Genomic DNA, 20,719 nt, shown 5'->3' on the forward strand with positions numbered 1-20,719 from the left:
CCGTGTTCGAAGTGCCGCGTACCGCCGGAGGCCATCCCCGGCTTGTTCTGGGCGTCCTGGGGGCGCTGGTCCTGGGCGGCGCCGTCTGGGCAGGCGTGGCCACGAGCGTCGCGCCGAAAAGCGACGCGGCCTTGGTCGCGGAACGGTCGGACGCCCCGCCGAGGCCCCCCGTCGTGGTCGTCGAAGACCTGCCGAAACTGGCCGCGCGCCTGGATCGGGAGGCGGCGGCGGGGCGGTTCATGGGCGCCGTCCTGGTGGCCAAGGGCGACAGGGTCCTTTTCCGCCAGGTCTATGGCGAGGCGAACTACGAGCAGGATCGGCCGCTGAGGCTGGATTCGCGCTTCCGACTGGCCTCGATCTCGAAGCAATTCACCGCTGTGGCGATCCTGAAGCTTCAGGACGAAGGCCGGCTGAGCGTATCCGATCCGGTGTGCGAATGGATCGAACCCTGTCCGGCGGCGTGGCGGGACATCCGCATCGGCCATCTGCTGTCGCACACCTCGGGCATTCCCGACCTGATGGCGCGCCCCGGCTGGGGGATGCGTCGGACGACTCCTGCGACGCTGACCGAATTGACCGAGGATTCAAAGCGGTTCGGCCTTCAGTTCGCCCCGGGAACCAAGGTGCGTTACGACAACGCCGGCTTCAACCTGGCCGCCGCCATCGTGGAGAAGGCCAGCGGCAAGCCGTTCCAGACCTATATGCGCGACGCCTTCTTCAGGCCGTTGGGCATGAAGGCGACAGGGCTGGACCTGGACGGGGGCGATCATGGCGTGATCATGGGCTACGCCAACTTCCCCGGCGGCCTGGCGGCTCAACCGAACGCCAATACGTCCATCGTGGCGGGGGCGGGCGCCGTCTATTCGACGTTGGACGACCTGTTGGTCTGGCAGCGCGCCCTGCATAGGGGCGCTCTGCTGAAACCCGCCAGCTATCAGCAGATGCTGGCCGATCACGCGCCCGCCGATACGCCGAACGAGCGAGGCCATCCGCGCCGCGACTGGGGCTATGGCATCTTCTCGAACCGCCTGGGCGACCAGGTGCGGCCCAGCTTCCAGGACCGTCAGATTTATCACACGGGCAGCTGGGGCGGGTTCCGCAACCTGATGCTCTATCAGCCGGATCAGGATGTGACGGTGATTGTCCTGTCCAACAACTATCACCTGCGCGACCAGGTGTTCCTGATCGCCCAGCAGGGCATGGCCGAGGCGCTGGGCCGCGAGTTCCCGACGGCGCTGGCGCGCTAGGCGGGCTTCATCGAGCCGGTCTCGATGTAGCGCTGGTGCCAGGACAGGGCCTCGTCCAGCAGATGCGGCGATTGCAGACCATAGGACCCCTTCAGCGCCCGGGCGTAGTAGTCGGCCAGGGCGTCGCGGTAGTGGGGGTGGGCGCAGTTTGCGATGATGACCCGCGCCCTCTGTCTCGGGGACAGGCCGCGCAGGTCGGCCAGACCCTGTTCGGTGACGATGACCTGGACGTCCTGGGTGATGTGATCGACGTGGCTGGCCATCGGCACAATGGCTGAAATCCTGCCGTTCTTGGCGGTGGAGGGCGTGACGAAGCAGGAGATGAAGGCGTTCCGCGCGAAGTCGCCCGACCCGCCGATGCCGTTCTGGATGCGCGATCCCATGACCTGGGTCGAGTTGACGGCGCCGTATATATCGGCCTCGATCAGGCCGTTCATGGCGATGCAGCCCAGGCGGCGGATCAGTTCGGGGTGGTTCGAGATTTCCTGGGGCCGCAGGATGATCTTGCCCTGGAACTGGGACATCCGGCTGTTCAGATCGGCCGCGGCTTCGGGGCTCAACGAAAAGGCCGTGGCCGAGGCGACGGTCAGCTTGCCGGCGTCCAGCAGGTCCAGCATCCCGTCCTGGATCACCTCGGTATAGGCCGCCATCCGTTCGAACGGGCTGTCCATCAGCCCCGCCAGCACGGCGTTGGCGACATTGCCGACGCCGGATTGAAGCGGCAGGAGGCCGGCCGGCAGGCGTCCGACCTTCACCTCGTGCTTCAGGAACTCGATCAGGTGGCCGGCGATGGCGCGGGCCGTGGCGTCGGGCGCGGCGAAGGGCAGGTTGCGATCCGGCGCCTCGGTCTCGACGACGGCGACGATCTTGTCGGGATCGCAGCGAAGGGTGGGCTGGCCGATCAGTTGGTCGGGCCGGGTCAGGGGAATGGGCACCCGATTCGGCGGAAGGGCGGTGCCGTAATAGACGTCGTGCATCCCCTCGAGCGCCGCGTTCTGCCAGCCGTTGACCTCCAGGATCACGCGCTCGGCCCGGTCCAGCCAGGTCTTGTTGTTGCCGATCGAGGACGACGGCACCAGAGAGCCGTCGTCATTGATGGCCGAGACCTCGATCACCGCCGTATCCAGCGGCCCCAGCACGCCCTGCCACACGGCCGGCGCCAGCTGGCTGAGGTGCATGTCCAGATAGTCCATCTGGCCCGAGTTGATCTTCTCGCGCGCGATGGGGTCGGAGTTGTAGGGCAGGCGCCGTTCGATCCCGTCGGCCTTGGCCAGGGCGCCGTCCAGCTCAGGCCCGGTCGACGCTCCGGTCCACAGGTTCAGGCGAAAGGCGTCGCCGGCGGCGTGAGCGTCCTCGATGCGTTGGGCCAACTGCGGCGGCACGGCCTTGGGATAGCCCGAGCCGGTGAAACCGCTCATGCCGACGGTCGAGCCAGGGGGAATTAGGGCGGCGGCGTCGTGGGCCGACATGACTTTGGATTTCAGGGCCTGGCTGCGGATACGCGATGACATTCAAGGCTGTGGGCTGCGGCCGGGGAGGGCCTGGTGCGACCCGGTGCTAGGCGGGGCGACGATTGCGATCCATTCGACCTTGGTCGAGCCAAAGCCGCCCGTCCATGATCTTCGTAAACCGGGAACGTCGGTCGAGGCCAGCGGTTAGCGACGGACGATCGAAAGGACCCGTCGATGAAAGCCCTGATCCTGAACTGCACCTTGAAGCCGTCGCCCGAGACCTCCAGCACCCAGGCTCTGGCCCAGGTGGTGATCGACGAACTGAGGGCGGGCGGGGTCGAGACCGAACTGGTCCGCCTGGTCGATCTGAACATCAAGCCCGGCGTGAAGACCGATCAGGGCGAAGGCGACGATTGGCCCCGGGTCCACGAAAAGATCATGGCGGCGAACATCGTCGTTTTCGCCACCCCGACCTGGGTGGGACAGATGTCCAGCGTCTGCATGCGGGCCCTGGAGCGGATGGACGCCCTGTTCGAGGAAACGGACGACAGCGGACGGCCCGTCGCGTTCGGCAAGGTGGCGGGCATCGTCATCACCGGCAACGAGGACGGCGCCCATCACATCGTCGCCACCGTGTCCCAGGCCCTGATCGACATGGGCTTCACCATCCCGGCTCAAAGCTGGACCTACTGGCATTTGGGGCCGGGACCGGGGCCCGACTATGTCGAGACGGATCAGGGCCACGACTATGCCGACCGCGTGGGCCGAAACGCCGCGCGCAACCTGCTGGCCCTCGCCAGGGTGTTGAAGCCAGACACCTATCCCGTGCCGGAAAGCGGGGAATAGAAGCCGCCGAAGACCCTGGCGGGATTCGGCGCGTCGCAGTGGAACGTATGGCCAACCTGGAGGCGGCGCGCTAAGCCGTCTCCATGGATTTCCACGAAGAGGCCTTTGTCCTGTCGGCGCGGGCGCACGGCGATACGGGAGCGGTCGTCGATCTGTTGACCGAAGGCCACGGACGCCGTTCGGCCTATGTGGCGGGCGGGGCGTCGCGCAAGATGCGGCCGTTTCTTCAGGCCGGGGCGCGCGTGGTGGCGGATTACCGGGCGCGCACCGCCGACCACCTGGGCGCGGCGCGGCTGGAGCCGGTGGGCGAGGGGCCGAGCGCCCTGTTCGACGACGCCCTGGCCCTGACCGGCCTGGCCGCCGCCGCCGGCGTCGCCCAGGGCGCGTTGCCGGAGCGTGAGCCGCATCCCGGCGTCTTCCTGGCCTTCGAGGCCTTGATGGCGGCCTTCGCCCTGCCGGAGGTCTGGCCGGCGATTTTCGTGCGGTTCGAGGCCGGCCTGCTGGAAGATCTGGGCTTTGGGCTGGACCTGTCGAAATGCGCGGCGACGGGCGCTGCCGACGACCTGATCTACGTCAGCCCCCGCACGGGGCGCGCCGTCAGCCGCGAGGCCGGCGCCCCCTATGCCGACAAGATGCTGGCCCTGCCGCCCTTCATGCTGGGCGCCCAGGCGGGCCTGGTCCACGGCGATGTGAAGGACGGGTTCGACCTGACCGGCCATTTCCTGGAGCAGTTCGTCTTTCATCCCCAGAACCGCCCCTTGCCGCCGGCGCGCGTCTGGATGCTGGACAAGCTGGCCGAGGCGGGACGGCTGTAGGCAAAGGCCTGACGACCGTGAACCCCAGGGCGCGTTCGTTCACCGCGCGCTTATCCCCCAATCTTCGGCCGGGCGGGCTAGACTTCCCGCTTCCGATCCCCGATTCGCAGAGCCATGACGATCCACGCCCCGCCGCCGGAAGGCGGCCGCATCATCGACGAGCCGATGGAGACGGCGCTCAGCCGCCGCTATCTGGCCTACGCCCTGTCGACCATTACGAACCGCGCGCTGCCGGACGTCCGTGACGGATTTAAGCCCGTGCACCGGCGCATCCTGTACGCCATGCATCAGATGCGGCTGAACCCGCAGGCGGCGGCGCGCAAATGCGCCAAGGTCGTCGGCGAGGTCATGGGCGGATACCACCCGCACGGCGACGCCTCGATCTACGAGGCCCTCGTGCGTCTGGCCCAGGATTTCGCCCAGCGCTATCCGCTGGTGGACGGCCAGGGGAACTTCGGCAACATCGACGGCGATAGCGCGGCGGCCATGCGCTATACCGAGTGCAAGCTGACGCCCGCCGCCGTCCTTCTGCTGGACGGCATCGACCAGGACGCGGTCGATTTCCGCCCGACCTACGACGACCAGGACGAGGAGCCGGTCGTCCTGCCGGCCGGGTTCCCGAACCTGCTGGCCAACGGTTCTTCCGGCATCGCCGTCGGCATGGCCACCTCCATCCCGCCGCACAATGTCGGCGAGTTGATCGACGCCTGCCAACTGTTGCTGGAGCGGCCCGACGCCACGACCCAGAACCTGGTTGAGCACGTGCCCGGCCCGGACTTCCCCACCGGCGGCGTGGCCGTGGAAAGCCAGGCCGCCATGCTGGACGCCTATGAGACGGGCCGGGGCGGGGTGCGGCTGCGCGCGCGCTGGGAGACCGAGGACCTGGGGCGCGGCGCGTGGCGGATCGTCGTCACCGAAATGCCCTATCAGGTGCAGAAGTCGCGCCTGATCGAGGCCCTGGCCGACCTGATCGAGCACAAGAAGGCGCCGCTGCTGGGCGACGTGCGCGACGAGTCGGCCGAGGACATTCGCCTGATCCTGGAGCCCAAGAACCGCACCATCGAGCCCGAGATGCTGATGGAGAGCCTGTTCAAACTGTCCGATCTGGAGGTGCGTTTCCCGATCAACATGAACGTGCTGGACGCCAGCGGCACGCCGCGCGTCATGGGGCTGAAGGACTGTTTGAAAGCCTTCCTGGATCACCGGCGCGAGGTGCTGAACCGTCGCTCGCAATGGCGGATCGCGCGGGTCGAGAAGCGGCTGCACCTGCTGGAAGGTCTGCGGATCGTCTTCCTGAACCTGGACGAAGTGATCCGCATCGTCCGCGAGGAGGAACAGCCCAAGGCCGTCCTGATCGCGCGGTTCGGCCTGACCGAGGTCCAGGCCGACTTCGTCCTCGACACCCGACTGCGTCAGTTGGCGCGGCTGGAAGAGATGACGATCGAGAAGGAATTCAACGAACTGTCGGAAGAACTTGCCAATCTGAAGGCGCTGACGTCGTCGGAAGGCAAGCAGTGGAAGGCCATCTCCAAGGAGTTGGAGGCGGTGCGAAAGGCCCTGATCTCGCCGCGCCGCACGACCATCGCCGAGGCCGTGGATACGTCGACCTTCGTCGCGCCCGAGGCCTTCATCCCGCGCGAAGCGATCACGGTCATCCTATCTGAACGCGGCTGGATCCGCGCCGCCAAGGGCAAGGTCGAAGACCCGTCGGAGCTGAAGTTCAAGGAAGGCGACCAGCTGGCCTATCTGGTCCCGGCCTATACGACCGACAAGCTGCTGGTCGGGGCGTCGGACGGGCGCATCTTCACCATCGGGGCCGACAAGCTGGCGTCCGGTCGCGGGCACGGCGAACCCTTGCGTCTAATGATCGACCTGGACGAGAAGGCCGAGATCATCGCCCTCCTGGCGCACCAGCCGGGGGCGAAGCTGCTGATCGCGTCCAAGGCCGGCTATGGTTTCGTGACGCCTGAGGATGATGCGCTGGCCCAGAAGCGGGGCGGCAAACAGGTGTTGAACGGCGAGATGCTGGCCATGCTTCGCGTACCGACAAGTCCTGGGGGCGATCACGTCGCCACCATCGGCGACAACATCAAGACCTTGATCTTCCCGCTGGCGGAACTGCCCGAGATGGGCCGCGGCAAGGGGGTGAAGCTGCAGACCTTCAAACAGGGCGGCTTGGCCGATGTGGCGGTGTTCAACGCCGAGGCGGGGCCGGAATGGGTCGATGGCGGCGGCCGCCGCCGCAACTGGCCCGACTGGAAGGACTGGCTGGGCAAGCGCGCCGGCGCCGGCCGTCAGGGGCCGCGGGGCTTGAGGAAGTTCAGATAGGCGGCCGCGCCGGGTCGCCTATTCCTCCAGGCGACTCCAGCCCAGCTTGCCCAGCGCCTCCATCGGGCGGAAGCCGGCCTTGTAGTCCATCTTGGCCGAACCCCTGACCCAATAGCCCAGATAGACATAGGGCAGGCCGACGATGGCCGCCTGGCGCACATGGTCCAGGATGGCGAACCGGCCCAGGCTGCGACGCTCCATCGTCGGGTCGTAGAAGCTGTAGACCATCGACAGCCCGTCCTTCAGCAGGTCGGTCAGGGTGACGGCGACCAGATCGCCGGGTCCGCCGTCGGTCGACGACAGGCGATATTCGATCAGATGGGTTCGGACGGCCGTGTCCTCGACCATGGCGACATAATCCAGCCAGCCCATGTCGCTCATGCCGCCGGTGGGATGGCGCGTGGTCAGATAGCGGCGCAGAAGCTGGAACTGTTCGGTGGTGGCCTCGGCCTCGACCAGGCTGCGCGACAGGTCGTCGTTGCGGCTCAGCAGCTTGCGTTGCGAACGGCTGAAGGCGAAATCCGGCACAGGCAGGCGCACGGACACGCAGGCGTCGCAGGCCTCGCACGCCGGGCGATAGGCGATGTTCTGGCTTCGGCGGAACCCGGCGACGGTCAGTTCGTCGTTGACGTGGGCGCCGTCGGAAAAGGGCAGGTTGGCGAACACCTTCCGCTCGGTCTTGCCGGGCAGATAGGGGCATGGCGCCACGGATGTCATGAAGAACCGAAGCTGGCGTGTCGGAACGTGCTGGGTCACGGCCTCAGGTCCGCTTCCGATCTTGCCGATTTTGCGGCGAAACGCTCATGAGCGCGATTTGCCTTCATTCGCGCACGGGCTGCAAGCGTCGGCGTTGCAGCCGGACCGATCACAGCGAGGTGTCCGTGGGCAGAACCGGCGCCTCGCGCAGCAGGACGATGGCGATCCGGCGGTTCCCGGCCAGGCTGGGATCGTCGGGATAAAGCGGATCGGACCCCGCCTTGCCCGCCACCGAATAGACGCGGTCTGGATCGACGCCCGCCGATTGCAGCACCAGGCGCGAAGCATTGGCGCGCTCGGACGACAGGCTCCAGTCAGCCGGGCCGCTGGCGCGGCTGGAGCCCGGCGTCGCGCTGGTGTGTCCGGTGATGGAAATCCGGTTGGGCAGGCGGTTGATCACCTTGGATACGGCGCGCAGCAGCACCTGGGCCCGCGCATTGGGCCGGGCCGAGTTGTTGTCGAACATCGACCGGCCTTCCTGATCGACCAGCTGGATGCGCAGGCCCTCCGGCGTCTGGTCCACGATCAGCTGTTTGGACAGTTCCGCCAATTCCGGCATCGACTGCATGGCCTGACGCAGCGATTCCGCCGCGCTGGCGAACTCGGCGGCCTCGCGTTTCTGGACTTCGGCCTGCAGCGCCGCGTCGCTGGCGGAGGACAGGTTCGAACTGGGGCCGGGTCGGTCCGTGTCGGGCGCTTCGGGCGCCAGTTCCTGGATCACCGACTGCGAGCCCGAGCTCTTGGGACCGTCGTCGCCCAGCGCTGTGCCGCCCAGAATGCCGCCCGAGCCGGAGGTCGTTTCCGAAACGCTGGCGGGCGCGAAATATTCGGCGATGCCGCGCTTCTGCTCCGGGTCCGTCGTGTTGATCAGCCACATCAGCAGGAAGAAGGCCATCATGGCGGTCACGAAATCCGCATAGGCCACCTTCCAGGCGCCGCCGTGGTGGCCCCCGCCGGAGACCTTCTTGACCTTCTTGATGAGGATCGGACGATCGCTCACGGACATGGATGCGCATCCCGAGGAGTGGTGTCCCATTCTGGACTGGCCAAGGTTAACCGGCCGTGACCTTGAACCCGGTCGCGGCGCGGCCTAGTCCGGCGCAGACCGCAGCTAGGAGCCTGACATGAAGATCGCATTCGCCGGCCTGGGCGTCATGGGCGCCCCGATGGCGCGTCACCTGGCGGCTGCGGGCCATCACGTGGCCGGCTTCAACCGCACGATCGCGAAGGCCGAAGCCTGGGCGGCGGCGACGGGCGGCGAAGCGGCCGCGACGATCAGGGAGGCGGCGCAAGGTGCAGAACTGTTGCTGCTCTGCGTCGGCGATGACGACGATGTGCGTGCGGTCGTCACCGAGGCCTTGCCGCATCTGGCCGCAGGGGCGGTGATCGTGGATCACACGACCACCTCGGCCAAGCTGGCGCGCGAGATGGCGGAACTGGCGAAGGGGCGGGGGCGCCGCTTCGTGGATGCGCCGGTCTCGGGCGGCCAAGCGGGCGCCGAAAGCGGCCAGCTCAGCGTCATGGCGGGCGGGGACGCCGACGCCCTGGCCAGAGCGGAGCCGGCGCTGAAGGCCTATTCCAAGGCGATCAAGCACATGGGGCCGGCCGGATCGGGCCAGTTGACCAAGATGGTCAACCAGATCGCCATCGCCGGCGTGGTCCAGGGCCTGGCCGAGGCGGTGCATTTCGCCCAGATCGCCGGGCTGGACACCGACGCCGTCTACGAGGCGGTGTCGAAGGGCGCGGCGCAGAGCTGGCAGATGGACAACCGGTGGAAGACGGCGGCCAGGGGCGAGTTCGACTTCGGCTTCGCCGTCGACTGGATGCGCAAGGACCTGGGGCTGGTGCTGGACGAGGGCCGGTCCAACGGCGCGAAACTGGCCCTGACCGCCCTGGTCGATCAGTTCTACGCCGAGGTGCAGGACATGGGCGGAAACCGATGGGACACTTCCAGCCTGGCGGCGCGGCTGCAACGGCGCGACTGAAGGTTCAGAGCTTGCGATGCATGACGTGCAGGCCGACCAATCCGTCCCTTGGATGATCGAAGGCCTCAGGGACCGTGCCGACGATGGCGAAGCCCAGCTTCTTCCATAAGGCGACGGCGACGGCGTTGGTTTCGACCACGGCGTTGAACTGCATCGCCTTGAAACCGGCATTCCGGGCGAACGCCAGCGCCGCCTCGCCCAGCGCGCGGGCCACGCCGCGTCCGCGCGCCTCGGACGCGACCATGAAACTGGCGTTGGCGACGTGGGCGCCGTTGCCCTGCTGGTTCGGAATGATCTTGGCCGCTCCCAGAACCCGGCCCTCCTCGACCGCGACCAGGGTTGCGCCGGGCGCCGGCGGCGTCCACAGGACGCGCGCCTGGGCCTCCGTCATGTCCAGCGGATAGGCATAGGTTTCGCCCGCCCGGGTGACGGTCTCGATGATGGGCCACAGCCCCGGCCAATCGGCGTCCGTGACCGGCCGGATGTCCACGGTCATCTGTCTAGCAGCCGCGCGGCCTGCGGCGCGAAATAGGTCAGCACGCCCGCGCAGCCGGCGCGCTTGAACCCGTGCAGCGTCTCCAGGATGGCGCGGTCCTGGTCCAGCCAGCCGTTGGCGATAGAGGCCTGCATCATCGCATATTCGCCCGACACCTGATAGGCGAAGGTGGGCACGCGAAAGGTCTCCGACACCCGCCGCACGATGTCGAGATAAGGCATTCCCGGCTTGACCATCACCGCGTCGGCGCCTTCCGACAGGTCCGTGGCCACCTCCTTCAGCGCCTCGTCCGAATTGGCGTAATCCATCTGATAGGTCTTCTTGTCGCCCCTCAGCATGGTCGAGGAGCCGACGGCGTCGCGATAGGGGCCATAGAAGGCCGAGGCGAATTTGGCCGCATAGGACAAGATCAGCGTGTCCTGGAAACCGTTGGCCTCCAGCGCCTCGCGCACCGCCTGAACGCGGCCGTCCATCATGTCGGATGGGGCCACCACATCCGCGCCGGCGTGGGCGTGGATGAAGGCCTGTTCGGCCAGCCGCTCCAGCGAGGCGTCGTTGGCGATGCGGTCGCCCTCCATCACCCCGTCGTGGCCGTGGTCGGTGTAGCAGTCCAGCGCCACATCGGTCATGACGCCGATCTCGGGCGCGGCGTCCTTGATGGCGCGAATGCAGTCGGGGATCAGTCCGTCGGGATCGGTAGCCCCGGTCCCCACGGCGTCCTTGATCGCGCCGTCGACGTTGGGAAACAAGGCCAGCATCGGAATGCCCAGGTCGCGGGCCTCGATCGCGGCGGCGGCGGCGGCCTTGGGCGACAGGCGGAACACGCCGGGCATGGAGGCGACCGGCGCGCGGTCCTCGGCCCCGTCGTGGACGATCAGCGGCCAGATCAGGTCGGCAGGCGTCAGGGTGGTCTCCGCCACCAGACGACGCACCCAGGGGCTGGCGCGAAGTCGGCGCGGGCGGGCGAGCGGGAAGGGGGCGGGCTGATAGGGAAGCATGACGAGACCTTGGAAAACCTAGCGTGGGACTAGCCTCGGCGGGCGGACGGCGCAAATCGCGAGATGCGTCGGATCGTTTCGGTCGTGATCGACGCTTGCGCGGATCGCCGAAATGCGAGCCTATCGGCGGCAAAAGGGAGATGACGATGATCGGACGTTTGGCGGCCAGCGCGGCGGTTCTGGCGCTCTCTGCGGGGCTTTCGGCCTGCATCATCGTGTCGTCGGAGGGCGGATCGCGGACTGTGGTCTCCAGCGGCGACAGCGGGGCGACGACGCCGTCCTACGCCTCCCTTTACAGCGACGCCGTCGCCGATCCGAAGCGCCCGGCCGAGGAGGTCGCGCGCGATCCCTTGCGTCATCCGGCCGAGATACTGGCCTTCGCCCAGCTCGCGCCGGGCGACAAGGTCGCCGACATCCGTCCCGGCGCCGGTTATTTCACCCGCCTGTTCTCCGATGTGGTCGGGCCGACCGGCCGGGTCTACGCCTTCGTGCCCGAGCGGACGATGGCGCGGGAGAATCCGACGGCGGACCTGCTGGTCGCGGCCTATCCGAACGTCACGCGGGTCAACGGCCTGCTGGACTCCATGACCTACGCCGAACCGCTGGACATGATCTTCATGAGCCAGGAATACCACGACTTCCATATCCCCGGTTTCGACACCGACGTGGCCAGGATGAACGCGGCGGTTTTCGCCGCCCTGAAGCCGGGCGGCCGTTATGTCGTGATCGATCATCAGGCGGCGCCGGGCGCCGGCATATCGGTCGTGCAGACCCTGCACCGGATCGAAGGCGACTATCTGAAGCGCGAGGTCGAGGCGGCCGGCTTCGTCTACGAGGGCGAAAGCGCCGTGGTCGCCAACCCCGCCGACGATCACAGCCTGAACGTCTTCGACGACAAGATCAGGGGCCGCACGGACCAGTTCGTCTATCGCTTCCGCAAGCCCGGCTGACCAGCGGCATAGTGAGAAGCGTTATCAATTAAGGGCTTGGGTCGTTTTGTCCACGTTGCAAACATGGACAAGGCGGGGCCGGGGGCGCAAATAACGCGAAAGCCGTCGCCATAAGCGAAAGACCGCGCGTTTGTTCGATTACAAGGCCGCCTTCGACCGCTCCGTAGAGCAGGTCCGCAGCGAAGGACGCTACCGCGTCTTCGCCGATCTCAAGCGCGTGCGCGGCCAGTTTCCGCTGGCGGTGCGCCGACGCGAGGACGGATCCCAGCAGGATGTCGTCATCTGGTGTTCCAACGACTATCTCGGCATGGGCCAGCATCCCGATGTGCTGGCGGCCATGCACGACGAGATCGACGCCGTGGGCGCCGGGGCCGGCGGCACGCGCAATATTTCGGGAACGACCCGCTCGGCCGTGGACCTGGAGGCCGAACTCGCCGCCTGGCACCAGAAGGAAGCGGCGCTGCTGTTCACCTCGGGCTATGTCGGCAACGAGGCGACCCTGTCTACGCTTCAGAAGATCCTGCCCGGCCTGATCGTCTTCTCCGATTCGCTGAACCACGCCTCGATGATCGCCGGCATCCGCCACGGCGGGGGCCAGCGTCACGTCTTCAAGCACAACGATCTGGCGCATCTGGAAAGCCTGCTGGCCGCCGCGCCCGCCGAGGCGCCCAAGCTGATCGCCTTCGAAAGCGTCTATTCGATGGACGGCGACATCGCCGACCTGGCGGGCACCATCGCCCTGGCCAGGAAATACGGCGCCATGACCTATCTGGACGAGGTGCACGCCGTGGGCCTGTACGGCCGGACCGGCGCGGGCGTGGCCGAGCGCGACGGCGTCCTGAACCAGATCGACATCATCGAATGCACCCTGGGCAAGGCCATCGGCGTGATGGGCGGCTACATCGCCGCCGACGCCGTGATCGTGGATGCGGTGCGCAGCTGGGCCTCGGGCTTCATCTTCACCACCAGCCTGCCGCCGGCCCTGACCGCCGGGGCGCTGGCTTCCGTGCAGCATCTCAAGAGCCACCCGGAACTGCGTGAAAAGCATCAGGAACGCGCCGCCACGCTCAAGGCCCGCTTCGCCGCCGCCGGCATCCCGGTGATGGAGAGCGAGAGCCACATCGTGCCGGTGCACGTCGGCGATCCGGTCCACTGCAAGATGATCTCGGACATGCTGCTGGACCAGTACGGCGTCTATGTTCAGCCGATCAACTATCCGACCGTGCCCAAGGGGACCGAGCGTCTGCGTTTCACCCCGTCGCCGAACCACACGGACGCGATGATGGATCATCTGGTCCAGGCGATGGATACGTTGTTCGCCCACTGCAACGTGGCGCGCCGTCCCGTCGCCGCATGACGACGGGCGACGACCTCGGAGAGGTCATCGTCGAGTTCGTCCGCAACGGTCCCTACCTCAAATGCTCGGCCATCCACGTGGCCACCGGCCGCGAGGTCAGCGCCATGGGGTCGGCCAACGAACCCAAGGCCGTGGAGCGGGTTGCTATCGCCAAGCTGAGGCGAGCTTTGACACGGCGCGATTGAATCGACTCTGGCGTTGAACGATGGTTCTCTTCGCGCAGGGGAGGACGCCATGCTGCAACCAGGTAGCCCGGCAATTCTTGGGTGGGGCGCGTTTTCGATCTTCGCTGTGCTGGCCGGTCTGGTTCTGTTGACCGGGGCTGACCATGCGGCGGCGGGTTGTACTGGGCCCGAAGTGCAGCGATGTGACTACGTCGAAACAGCGAAGGCGGCGCTGGGCGACCGCAGCCACTTCCAGCCCGATCTCGGGTTTGAGATTGTTGATGCAGGCTCGTCAGTTCGCGTGCAGCAGGTTCTGCCCCAAGGCTCTTCCGCACTCTTCGAAGGGCCTGCCGTCCTGATTGATAAGAAAAGTTGCCGTGCTTGCGGCGTCTCGGTTCGCTACTCGACCGGAGGCGTGAAGGAAGTGAGTGCTCGCCGTATTCCCGCCAGTGGCGTTTAGCGGTTGCGCCACAAGATATTGTGGTTCGTCGGCTTGGGGACTAGATAGGCGGCCTTCCGATTTGCGGGGATTCCAGCGTGACCGCCTTCACCCACGACGCCTATTTCACCAAGACTCTCGCCGACGCCGACCCGGACGTCTTCAAGGGCATTCAGGGCGAGCTGGGCCGTCAGCGCGAGCAGATCGAGCTGATCGCTTCCGAGAATATCGTTTCCCAGGCGGTGCTGGATGCGCAAGGGTCGGTCCTGACGAACAAATACGCGGAAGGCTATCCCGGTCGTCGCTATTACGGCGGCTGCGAGTTCGTCGACGTGACCGAGGATCTGGCCCGCGAGCGCGCCAAGACGCTGTTCGGCGCGGCCTTCGCCAACGTCCAGCCGCACTCGGGCGCCCAGGCGAACCAGGCGGTCTTCTTCACCCTGCTGCAGCCCGGCGACACCTTCCTGGGCATGGACCTGGCCTGCGGCGGCCACCTGACCCACGGCTCGCCCGCCAACCAGTCGGGCAAATGGTTCCGGCCCGTGACCTACAAGGTGACGGAAGACACGCATCTCATTGATTACGATCACGTCGCCGAAATGGCCGAGCGTGAAAAGCCCAAGCTGATCCTGGCGGGAGCCTCCGCCTACAGCCGTCACATCGACTTCAAGCGCTTCCGCGAGATCGCCGACAGCGTCGGCGCCTATCTGATGGTCGACATGGCCCACTACGCCGGTCTGGTGGCGGGCGGCGTCTATCCCGACCCGATCCCGCACGCCCATGTCGTCACCACCACCACGCACAAGACCCTGCGCGGCCCGCGCGGCGGCATGATCCTGTCCAACGACGCGGACCTGGGCAAGAAGATCAACTCGGCCGTCTTCCCCGGCCTGCAGGGCGGCCCGCTGGAGCACGTCATCGCCGGCAAGGCCGTCGCCTTCGGCGAGGCGCTGAAGCCCGAGTTCAAGCTCTACGCCCAACAGGTGGTCAGGAACGCCCAGGCCCTGGCCGCCGTCCTGGTCGAGCGCGGCCTGGCCATCGTTTCGGGCGGCACCGACAGCCACCTGATGCTGGTCGACCTGCGGCCCAAGGGCGTCACCGGCAAGGCGACCGAGCACGAGCTCGAGAAGGCGCTGATGACCTGCAACAAGAACGGCGTGCCGTTCGACACCGCCCCCTTCACCGTCACCTCGGGCGTCCGCCTGGGCACCCCGGCCGGCACCACGCGCGGCTTCGGCGAGGAAGAGTTCAAGCAGATCGGTCACTGGATCGCCGACGTCGTCTCGTCGATGAATGGCGGCGACGAGGCCGATCCGGCCGTGGTCGCAGGGGTCGCAGCCCAGGTGCGCGAGTTGACGCACCGCTTCCCGATCTACAGGTAAGCCGCTGATGAAGTGCCCTTTTTGCAGTCATCAGGATACTCAGGTGAAGGACAGTCGGCCGTCGGACGACGGTTCGGCCATTCGTCGCCGCCGATCCTGCCCCAACTGCAACGGGCGTTTCACCACCTTCGAGCGGGTGCAGTTGCGCGAACTGGTGATCCTGAAGCGGAACGGCCGCCGCACGCCGTTCGAGCGCGACAAGCTGGAACGCTCGCTGGGCGTCGCGCTGCGAAAACGCCCGGTCCAGCCCGACCAGGTCGAGCAGATGGTCAACCGGATCGTGCGTCAGCTGGAAAGTCTGGGCGAGACCGAGATCCCGTCCAGCACGGTCGGCGACTTCATCATGAAGGCGCTGAAGGGCGTCGACGAGGTCGCCTATGTCCGCTACGCCTCGGTCTACAAGGACTTCCGCCACACCGGCGACTTCGCCAAATTCCTGGGCGACGAAGGCTTCGACGAGCCGTCCGGCAAGGTCTGATGCGGGTCACGCTGAAACTGGCGACCTCGCTCGACGGGCGGATCGCCACGGCCTTGGGCGAAAGCCGCTGGATCACGGGCGAGGCGGCGCGGCTGGAAGGACACCGGCTGCGCGCCGCCCATGACGCCATTCTGGTCGGGGTCGAGACCGTGTTGCACGACGACCCCGAATTGACCGCGCGCCTGCCGGGCCGCAGCGTCGATCAGCCGTTGCGCGTCATCCTGGACAGCCGGTTGCGGACCCCGCAGACGGCCAAGGCGGCGGGGAACAACACCCTGATCCTAACCGCCGCCGAACCCTGTCCGGTCGGCGCGGCCGAGGTGAAACAGGTCGAGACCGAGAACGGCCGCCCAGCGATCCCTGCGGTTTTGAACGCGCTGAAGGACGCCGGCGCCGCCTCGCTGCTGATCGAGGGCGGGGGCCAGGTCGCGGCCGCCTTCCTGCGCGCCGGCGCGGTCGATGCGCTGGAGTGGTTCCGCGCCCCGATCCTGTTGGGCGGGGAGGGCAGGCCCTGCGTCGCGTCCCTGGCGCTTGCAAAGCTGGCCGACGCCCCCAAGTTCCGACGCCTGGGCGTCGAGCCCGTCGGAGACGACCTGTGGGAACGCTACGCGCGATCCTGACCCCGCCGTCTGCGTCGATTTCAGACGATTCAGACTATTCAGACTGTGTTTTTCGGGTCCGAAAGGGGCCAGGGTTTAAATGTTCACCGGCATCGTCACCGACATCGGCCGCGTCCGCGAGGTCCGCGAGACCGACCGCGACCGCCGCTATGAGATCGAGACCGCCTGGGACACGTCCGACATCGACCTGGGGGCGTCCATCAGCCACGCGGGCTGCTGCTTGACCGTCACGGAAAAGGGCGCAGGGTGGTTCGCGGTCGAAGTGTCGAACGAGACCCTGTCCAGAACCACGCTCGGCGCCTGGAAGGCCGGCGACGGCGTCAATCTGGAGCGGGCGGCGAAACTGGGCGATGAAATGGGCGGCCATGTCGTCTCGGGCCATGTCGACGGTCTGGGCCGGATCGTGTCGATCACGCCCGAAGGCGGATCGCATCGGGTCGAGGTCGAGGCGCCGGCGCCCCTGCACCGCTATATCGCCGCCAAGGGCTCGATCACCGTGGACGGCGTGTCCCTGACGGTGAACCGCGTCGAGGGGCGGGTCTTCTCGCTGAACATCATTCCCCACACCTGGAATGTGACGACCCTGGGCCGTCTGAAGGCCGGCGATCCGGTGAATCTGGAGATCGACATGCTGGCGCGATATCTCGCGCGGTGGCAGGAGACCGCATGATGCAACTCGTCCCGAAATCTTATGACAGCCCGATCAGTTCGATCGAGGACATACTGGAGGACGCGCGCAACGGCCGTCCCTTCATCCTGGTCGACGCCGAGGATCGCGAGAACGAGGGGGACATCATCATCCCCGCCCAGTTCGCCACCCCGGACCAGATCAACTTCATGATCCGCCAGGCGCGCGGCCTGGTCTGTCTGGCCCTGACGGCCGAGCGGGCGCAGCAGCTGCGCCTGCCGCCGATGGCCGCCGACAACCGCGAGAGCATGAAGACCGCCTTCACCGTTTCGATCGAGGCCAAAGAGGGCGTCACGACCGGCATTTCCGCGGCCGACCGTTCGCGCACCATCCATGTGGCGACCGACGCGACCAAGGGGATGGACGACATCGTCTCGCCCGGCCACATCTTCCCGCTGGTGGCGCGCGACGGCGGCGTCCTGGTCCGGGCCGGCCATACCGAGGCTGCGGTCGACATCAGCCGTATGGCGGGCCTGACGCCGGCGGGCGTGATCTGCGAGATCATCAAGGACGACGGCGAGATGGCGCGGATGCCCGACCTGGTCGCCTTCGCCCAGTTGCACGGGCTCAAGATCGGCACTATCGCCGACCTGATCGCCTATCGCCGCCGCACCGAACGGTTCGTCGAACGGATCATGGACACGCCGTTCGAAAGCGTCCATGGCGGCCCCTTCCGGCTGATGCTTTACAGGAACGCCATCGAGGGGACCGAGCACGTCGCCCTGGTCAAGGGCCGGATCGACCCTGGCAAGCCGACCCTGGTGCGGATGCACCAGGTGGACTTCGCCTGCGACCTGCTGGGCCATGTCGAGGCGCGCCAGGACTATGTGCCCAGCGCGCTGAAACAGATCACCGACCACGACGGCGCCGGCGTCGTCGTCTTCCTCCGTGATCCGTCGCTCAATTCTCTGGCGGAACGGCTGGCGGGCGTGGATCGGCCGGCGGCAATGGATCGGTCGCTGCGCGCCTATGGCGTGGGGGCCCAAATTCTGCTGGACCTGGGCGTCAAGGACATGATCGTGATGAGTTCGACGCGGCCCGAGCCTACGGCGTTGGAAGGTTATGGCCTGCGCATCGTCGGCTGGCGCGACATGGACGGAGAAACCAAGGCGTGAGCGACGCACCCCGTATTCTGATCGTTGAGGCCCGTTTCTACGACGCCCTCGCCGACGCTCTGCTGGAAGGCGCCAAGGAGACGCTGAAGGCGCGCGGCGCGGATTTCGACGTCGTGACCGTGCCGGGCGCCCTGGAAATCCCGCCCGCCATCGCCATGGCCGAGGAGGCGGGGCGTTTCCCGACCGCCCCGCGCTATGACGGCTATGTCGCCCTCGGCGCGGTGATCCGCGGAGAGACCTATCATTTCGAGATCGTCTCGGACCAGTCGGCCGCCGGCATCATGGCCCTGGGCGTCAAGGGGCTGGCCATCGGCAACGGCGTCCTGACGACCGAGGACGAAGACCAGGCCTGGTATCGGGCGCGGCTATCGGAAGGGGATAAGGGCGGCGGCGCGGCGAAAGCCTGCCTCGATCTCATTGCCTTGAAGAAGCGATTGCGCGTAGGCGTCGGCGCATGACCGAACCGAACAGCGTCAAATCCGTCCTCGAACAGCTGGCCGAGATCGAGAAGCAGCGCGCCGAGCCGAATCTGAGCTCCAAGCAACGCCGCGCCCGCACCGTGTCGCGCCTGGCCGCCGTCCAGGCCCTTTATCAGATGGAGTTGGCGGGCGAGGGGGTGGAGACGGTGATCGCCGAGTTCGCGAACTTCCGTTTCGACGCCGATCTCGAAGGCCAGGCCCTGGCCGAGGCCGACGAAGCCTATTTCGCAGAGATCGTGCGCGGCGTGATCGAAAGCCAGCGCGAGATCGACGCCGCCATCAAGGCGCGCCTGGCCGCCAACTGGAAGCTGGAGCGGATCGACGCCACCCTGCGCGCCCTGTTGCGCTCGGGTGCCTGGGAGCTGATGAAACAGCCCGAGACCCCGCGCGAGGTCGTGATCGACGAATATGTCGAACTGGCCAAGGCCTTCTTCGACGACGCCGAGGCGCGTTTCGTCAACGCCGCCCTGGACGGCGTGGCCAGAGACACGCGCAAATAATGCTCGCGCTCGATGTCGCGGGCGAATTCGAGACGATCGAGCGGCTGCTGAAGCCCCTGGCCCATCCCGAATGGGCGCGGGGTCTGACGGACGATGTGGCCATTCTGCCGTCGCGGCCCGGTCAAGACCTGGTCCTGACCAAGGACGCGATGGTCGAGGGCGTGCATTTCCTGCCCGGCGACCCCCTGGATACGGTGGCCAGGAAGCTGTTGCGGGTGAACCTGTCCGACCTGGCGGCCAAGGGCGCCGAGCCGTTCGGCTATCTGCTGTCCTGCTTCTGGTCCGAACGGTGCGGCTGGCCCGAGCGCGAGGCGTTCGCGGCGGGACTGGCCGAGGACCAAGCGCGGTTCGGCGTGGGGCTGCTGGGCGGCGATACGGTCAGAACGCCGGGCCCGGCCAGCTTTTCCTTGACGGCGCTGGGCTGGGTTCCGGCAGGCGCGGCGGTGAGTCGTGCAGGCGCGCAGGTCGGGGACCTGGTCTTCGTCACCGGCTCCATCGGCGACGGGCTGTTGGGCCTCCGGGCCGCGCGGGGCGAGCTGGCGCTGGATGAAGAGCGGATCGCCGCCCTGATCGACCATTACCGCACGCCGACGCCGCGTCTGGACTTCGCCCCCGTGGTGCGCGAGTTCGCAACCGCATCGGTGGATGTGTCGGACGGCCTGGCGGCGGACCTGGCCCACGTCGCGCGCGCCAGCGGCGCGGCGATCATGCTGAACCTGAACGTCCTGCCCTTGTCGGCGGCGGCCCAGGCCTGGTTCGACGACCGCGTCGACGCGCAGCTGTCGCTGGAAGACCTGGCGGGCGGCGGCGACGACTATCAGATCGCCTTCACCGCCCACCCGCGCCATGAGGAGTCCCTGCGTCGCGAAGCCGAGCGTCGTCTGGTCAGGCTGACGCGAGTAGGGGAGGTCGCGGCCGGGGTCGGCCTGACTGCGACCTATGATGGTCGGCCGGTCCAGATGGCGCGTCCCGGCTGGACGCACCGCTGAGGCGGCAAGGGAATCCTAACGTCCTTCGGCTATCCGCCGGATATGGATCGAAGAAGCCTGATCGTCGCCGGAACCGCTGCTGTCGCGAGCGCCCTGCCGCGCGGCGCCGCCGCGTCCAGCGACTCGCCCGCCGCGCCGGCCTCGCTCGGTATCGCGGGGCTGGGCCTGCCGGTCATCGAGGGCGGCCGGCTGAGAAACTATGTGTTCGTGGCCCTGCGGCTGGAACTGGGCGCCGGCAAGACGCTGGAGCAGATCAAGCCCAAGGAAGCCTTCTTCCGCGACGCCCTGGTGAAGGCCGCGCACCGCACCCCCTTCACCGTGCCGGGCGACTGGACCCGGCTGGACGAGCGCGCCCTGTCCGCCGCCCTGGTTTCGGCATCGGCCGGAATCTCGGGGCGCGGCTCGATCCGCCGCGTCGTCGTGGTCAGCCAGACCCCGCGCCGCCGGACCGGATTGCCGACGCCTCGCTGAAGGGATTAGGCGACCCCTGTTGCGCCAGTTCCGAACGCATGACACGCTCGGCCTGCAAATCCCAAGGGACGCGATGATGCGTTCGCCGCGCGCGGGGGGACCGGAAGGCGGACAGAGGCGATAACGCCCGCCCGCCGCTCCAGGCCCGCGCGCCTGTTTGCAAGG

The 20,719-nt window shown here is 67.4% G+C and carries 23 protein-coding genes; 18 read left to right on the top strand and 5 right to left on the bottom strand.

Translation table 11 applies throughout. From position 1 onward, the window contains the following. Window positions 1-2: 2 nt before the first annotated feature. Window positions 3-1,247: a serine hydrolase domain-containing protein gene (locus AC0L6G_RS03360; protein ID WP_473252868.1), complete on the top strand. Its 1,245-nt coding sequence runs from the start codon at window positions 3-5 to the stop codon at window positions 1,245-1,247. Here the strand turns inward: AC0L6G_RS03360 and AC0L6G_RS03365 are convergent. Then, complete coding sequence (locus AC0L6G_RS03365) at window positions 1,244-2,758, bottom strand: acetyl-CoA hydrolase/transferase family protein (RefSeq protein ID WP_293824919.1); 1,515 nt, start codon at window positions 2,756-2,758, stop codon at window positions 1,244-1,246. The genes AC0L6G_RS03360 and AC0L6G_RS03365 overlap by 4 nt on opposite strands. A gap of 174 nt (window positions 2,759-2,932) precedes the next feature. Here AC0L6G_RS03365 and AC0L6G_RS03370 point away from each other — a divergent pair, with 174 nt between their 5' ends. The 3 genes from AC0L6G_RS03370 to parC all read left to right on the top strand — a co-directional run bounded on the left by AC0L6G_RS03370 (window position 2,933) and on the right by parC (window position 6,687). Then, the gene (locus AC0L6G_RS03370) at window positions 2,933-3,544 is read left to right on the top strand and encodes a flavodoxin family protein (protein WP_291537494.1); all 612 of its coding nucleotides are present in this window, start codon (window positions 2,933-2,935) and stop codon (window positions 3,542-3,544) included. A gap of 83 nt (window positions 3,545-3,627) precedes the next feature. Next, complete coding sequence (gene recO / locus AC0L6G_RS03375) at window positions 3,628-4,359, top strand: DNA repair protein RecO (RefSeq protein ID WP_473252869.1); 732 nt, start codon at window positions 3,628-3,630, stop codon at window positions 4,357-4,359. A gap of 114 nt (window positions 4,360-4,473) precedes the next feature. Next, the gene (parC, locus tag AC0L6G_RS03380; RefSeq protein ID WP_473252870.1) at window positions 4,474-6,687 is read left to right on the top strand and encodes a DNA topoisomerase IV subunit A; all 2,214 of its coding nucleotides are present in this window, start codon (window positions 4,474-4,476) and stop codon (window positions 6,685-6,687) included. Between the two features lie 18 nt (window positions 6,688-6,705). On the opposite strand, the gene AC0L6G_RS03385 is transcribed toward parC, so the two are convergent. Continuing rightward, a complete protein-coding gene (locus AC0L6G_RS03385) occupies window positions 6,706-7,443 on the bottom strand; it encodes an arginyltransferase (protein ID WP_473252871.1) in 738 nt (245 codons plus the stop codon). A 109-nt stretch (window positions 7,444-7,552) separates the two neighbouring features. Then, window positions 7,553-8,449, bottom strand: a complete 897-nt coding sequence (locus tag AC0L6G_RS03390; RefSeq protein ID WP_473252872.1) for a flagellar motor protein MotB — start codon at window positions 8,447-8,449, stop codon at window positions 7,553-7,555. A 118-nt stretch (window positions 8,450-8,567) separates the two neighbouring features. Between AC0L6G_RS03390 and AC0L6G_RS03395 the strand changes: the two genes are divergently transcribed. After that, on the top strand, window positions 8,568-9,428 hold the full coding sequence (locus AC0L6G_RS03395) for an NAD(P)-dependent oxidoreductase (RefSeq protein ID WP_473252873.1): 861 nt from the start codon (window positions 8,568-8,570) through the stop codon (window positions 9,426-9,428). Window positions 9,429-9,432: 4 nt separating this feature from the next. Here AC0L6G_RS03395 and AC0L6G_RS03400 read toward each other — a convergent pair whose 3' ends face one another. Both AC0L6G_RS03400 and hemB read right to left on the bottom strand, forming a co-directional pair. Continuing rightward, window positions 9,433-9,924, bottom strand: a complete 492-nt coding sequence (locus AC0L6G_RS03400; RefSeq protein ID WP_293824928.1) for a GNAT family N-acetyltransferase — start codon at window positions 9,922-9,924, stop codon at window positions 9,433-9,435. Then, complete coding sequence (hemB, locus tag AC0L6G_RS03405) at window positions 9,921-10,922, bottom strand: porphobilinogen synthase (RefSeq protein WP_473252874.1); 1,002 nt, start codon at window positions 10,920-10,922, stop codon at window positions 9,921-9,923. The genes AC0L6G_RS03400 and hemB overlap by 4 nt, the downstream gene beginning before the upstream one ends. Window positions 10,923-11,068: 146 nt before the next feature. Here hemB and AC0L6G_RS03410 point away from each other — a divergent pair, with 146 nt between their 5' ends. The 13 genes from AC0L6G_RS03410 (at window position 11,069) to AC0L6G_RS03470 (ending at window position 20,554) form a co-directional block, all read left to right on the top strand. Continuing rightward, entirely contained in the window at window positions 11,069-11,872 is an 804-nt protein-coding gene (locus AC0L6G_RS03410) for a class I SAM-dependent methyltransferase (RefSeq protein WP_293824930.1), read from the top strand. A gap of 130 nt (window positions 11,873-12,002) precedes the next feature. Further along, the gene (hemA, locus tag AC0L6G_RS03415; RefSeq protein WP_293824932.1) at window positions 12,003-13,229 is read left to right on the top strand and encodes a 5-aminolevulinate synthase; all 1,227 of its coding nucleotides are present in this window, start codon (window positions 12,003-12,005) and stop codon (window positions 13,227-13,229) included. Continuing rightward, a complete protein-coding gene (locus AC0L6G_RS03420; protein WP_293824934.1) occupies window positions 13,226-13,414 on the top strand; it encodes a DUF6898 family protein in 189 nt (62 codons plus the stop codon). Before hemA ends, AC0L6G_RS03420 begins: the two co-directional genes overlap by 4 nt. 49 nt (window positions 13,415-13,463) lie before the next feature. Then, on the top strand, window positions 13,464-13,853 hold the full coding sequence (locus AC0L6G_RS03425; RefSeq protein WP_293824936.1) for a hypothetical protein: 390 nt from the start codon (window positions 13,464-13,466) through the stop codon (window positions 13,851-13,853). A gap of 77 nt (window positions 13,854-13,930) precedes the next feature. Beyond that, on the top strand, window positions 13,931-15,214 hold the full coding sequence (glyA, locus tag AC0L6G_RS03430) for a serine hydroxymethyltransferase (protein ID WP_293824938.1): 1,284 nt from the start codon (window positions 13,931-13,933) through the stop codon (window positions 15,212-15,214). A gap of 7 nt (window positions 15,215-15,221) precedes the next feature. After that, window positions 15,222-15,692 (top strand): transcriptional regulator NrdR, encoded by a 471-nt coding sequence (gene nrdR, locus AC0L6G_RS03435; RefSeq protein ID WP_293824940.1) that lies wholly within the window; start codon window positions 15,222-15,224, stop codon window positions 15,690-15,692. Further along, a complete protein-coding gene (locus AC0L6G_RS03440) occupies window positions 15,692-16,312 on the top strand; it encodes a RibD family protein (RefSeq protein WP_293824942.1) in 621 nt (206 codons plus the stop codon). Before nrdR ends, AC0L6G_RS03440 begins: the two co-directional genes overlap by 1 nt. Window positions 16,313-16,391: 79 nt before the next feature. Further along, window positions 16,392-16,982, top strand: coding sequence for a riboflavin synthase (locus tag AC0L6G_RS03445; protein WP_293824944.1), 591 nt, complete (start codon window positions 16,392-16,394; stop codon window positions 16,980-16,982). Beyond that, entirely contained in the window at window positions 16,979-18,115 is a 1,137-nt protein-coding gene (gene ribB, locus AC0L6G_RS03450) for a 3,4-dihydroxy-2-butanone-4-phosphate synthase (RefSeq protein ID WP_293824946.1), read from the top strand. Before AC0L6G_RS03445 ends, ribB begins: the two co-directional genes overlap by 4 nt. Continuing rightward, window positions 18,112-18,573 carry a 6,7-dimethyl-8-ribityllumazine synthase gene (ribH, locus tag AC0L6G_RS03455; protein WP_291537467.1) on the top strand — a complete coding sequence of 154 codons (462 nt, stop codon included), beginning with the start codon at window positions 18,112-18,114 and terminating at the stop codon, window positions 18,571-18,573. Before ribB ends, ribH begins: the two co-directional genes overlap by 4 nt. Continuing rightward, a complete protein-coding gene (gene nusB, locus AC0L6G_RS03460) occupies window positions 18,570-19,094 on the top strand; it encodes a transcription antitermination factor NusB (protein ID WP_293824949.1) in 525 nt (174 codons plus the stop codon). The genes ribH and nusB overlap by 4 nt, the downstream gene beginning before the upstream one ends. Next, complete coding sequence (gene thiL, locus AC0L6G_RS03465) at window positions 19,094-20,083, top strand: thiamine-phosphate kinase (protein WP_293824951.1); 990 nt, start codon at window positions 19,094-19,096, stop codon at window positions 20,081-20,083. Before nusB ends, thiL begins: the two co-directional genes overlap by 1 nt. Before the next feature lie 42 nt (window positions 20,084-20,125). Then, the gene (locus AC0L6G_RS03470) at window positions 20,126-20,554 is read left to right on the top strand and encodes a hypothetical protein (RefSeq protein WP_293824953.1); all 429 of its coding nucleotides are present in this window, start codon (window positions 20,126-20,128) and stop codon (window positions 20,552-20,554) included. Window positions 20,555-20,719 lie beyond the last annotated feature (165 nt).

Source organism: Brevundimonas sp. D3-1P (assembly GCF_055809335.1).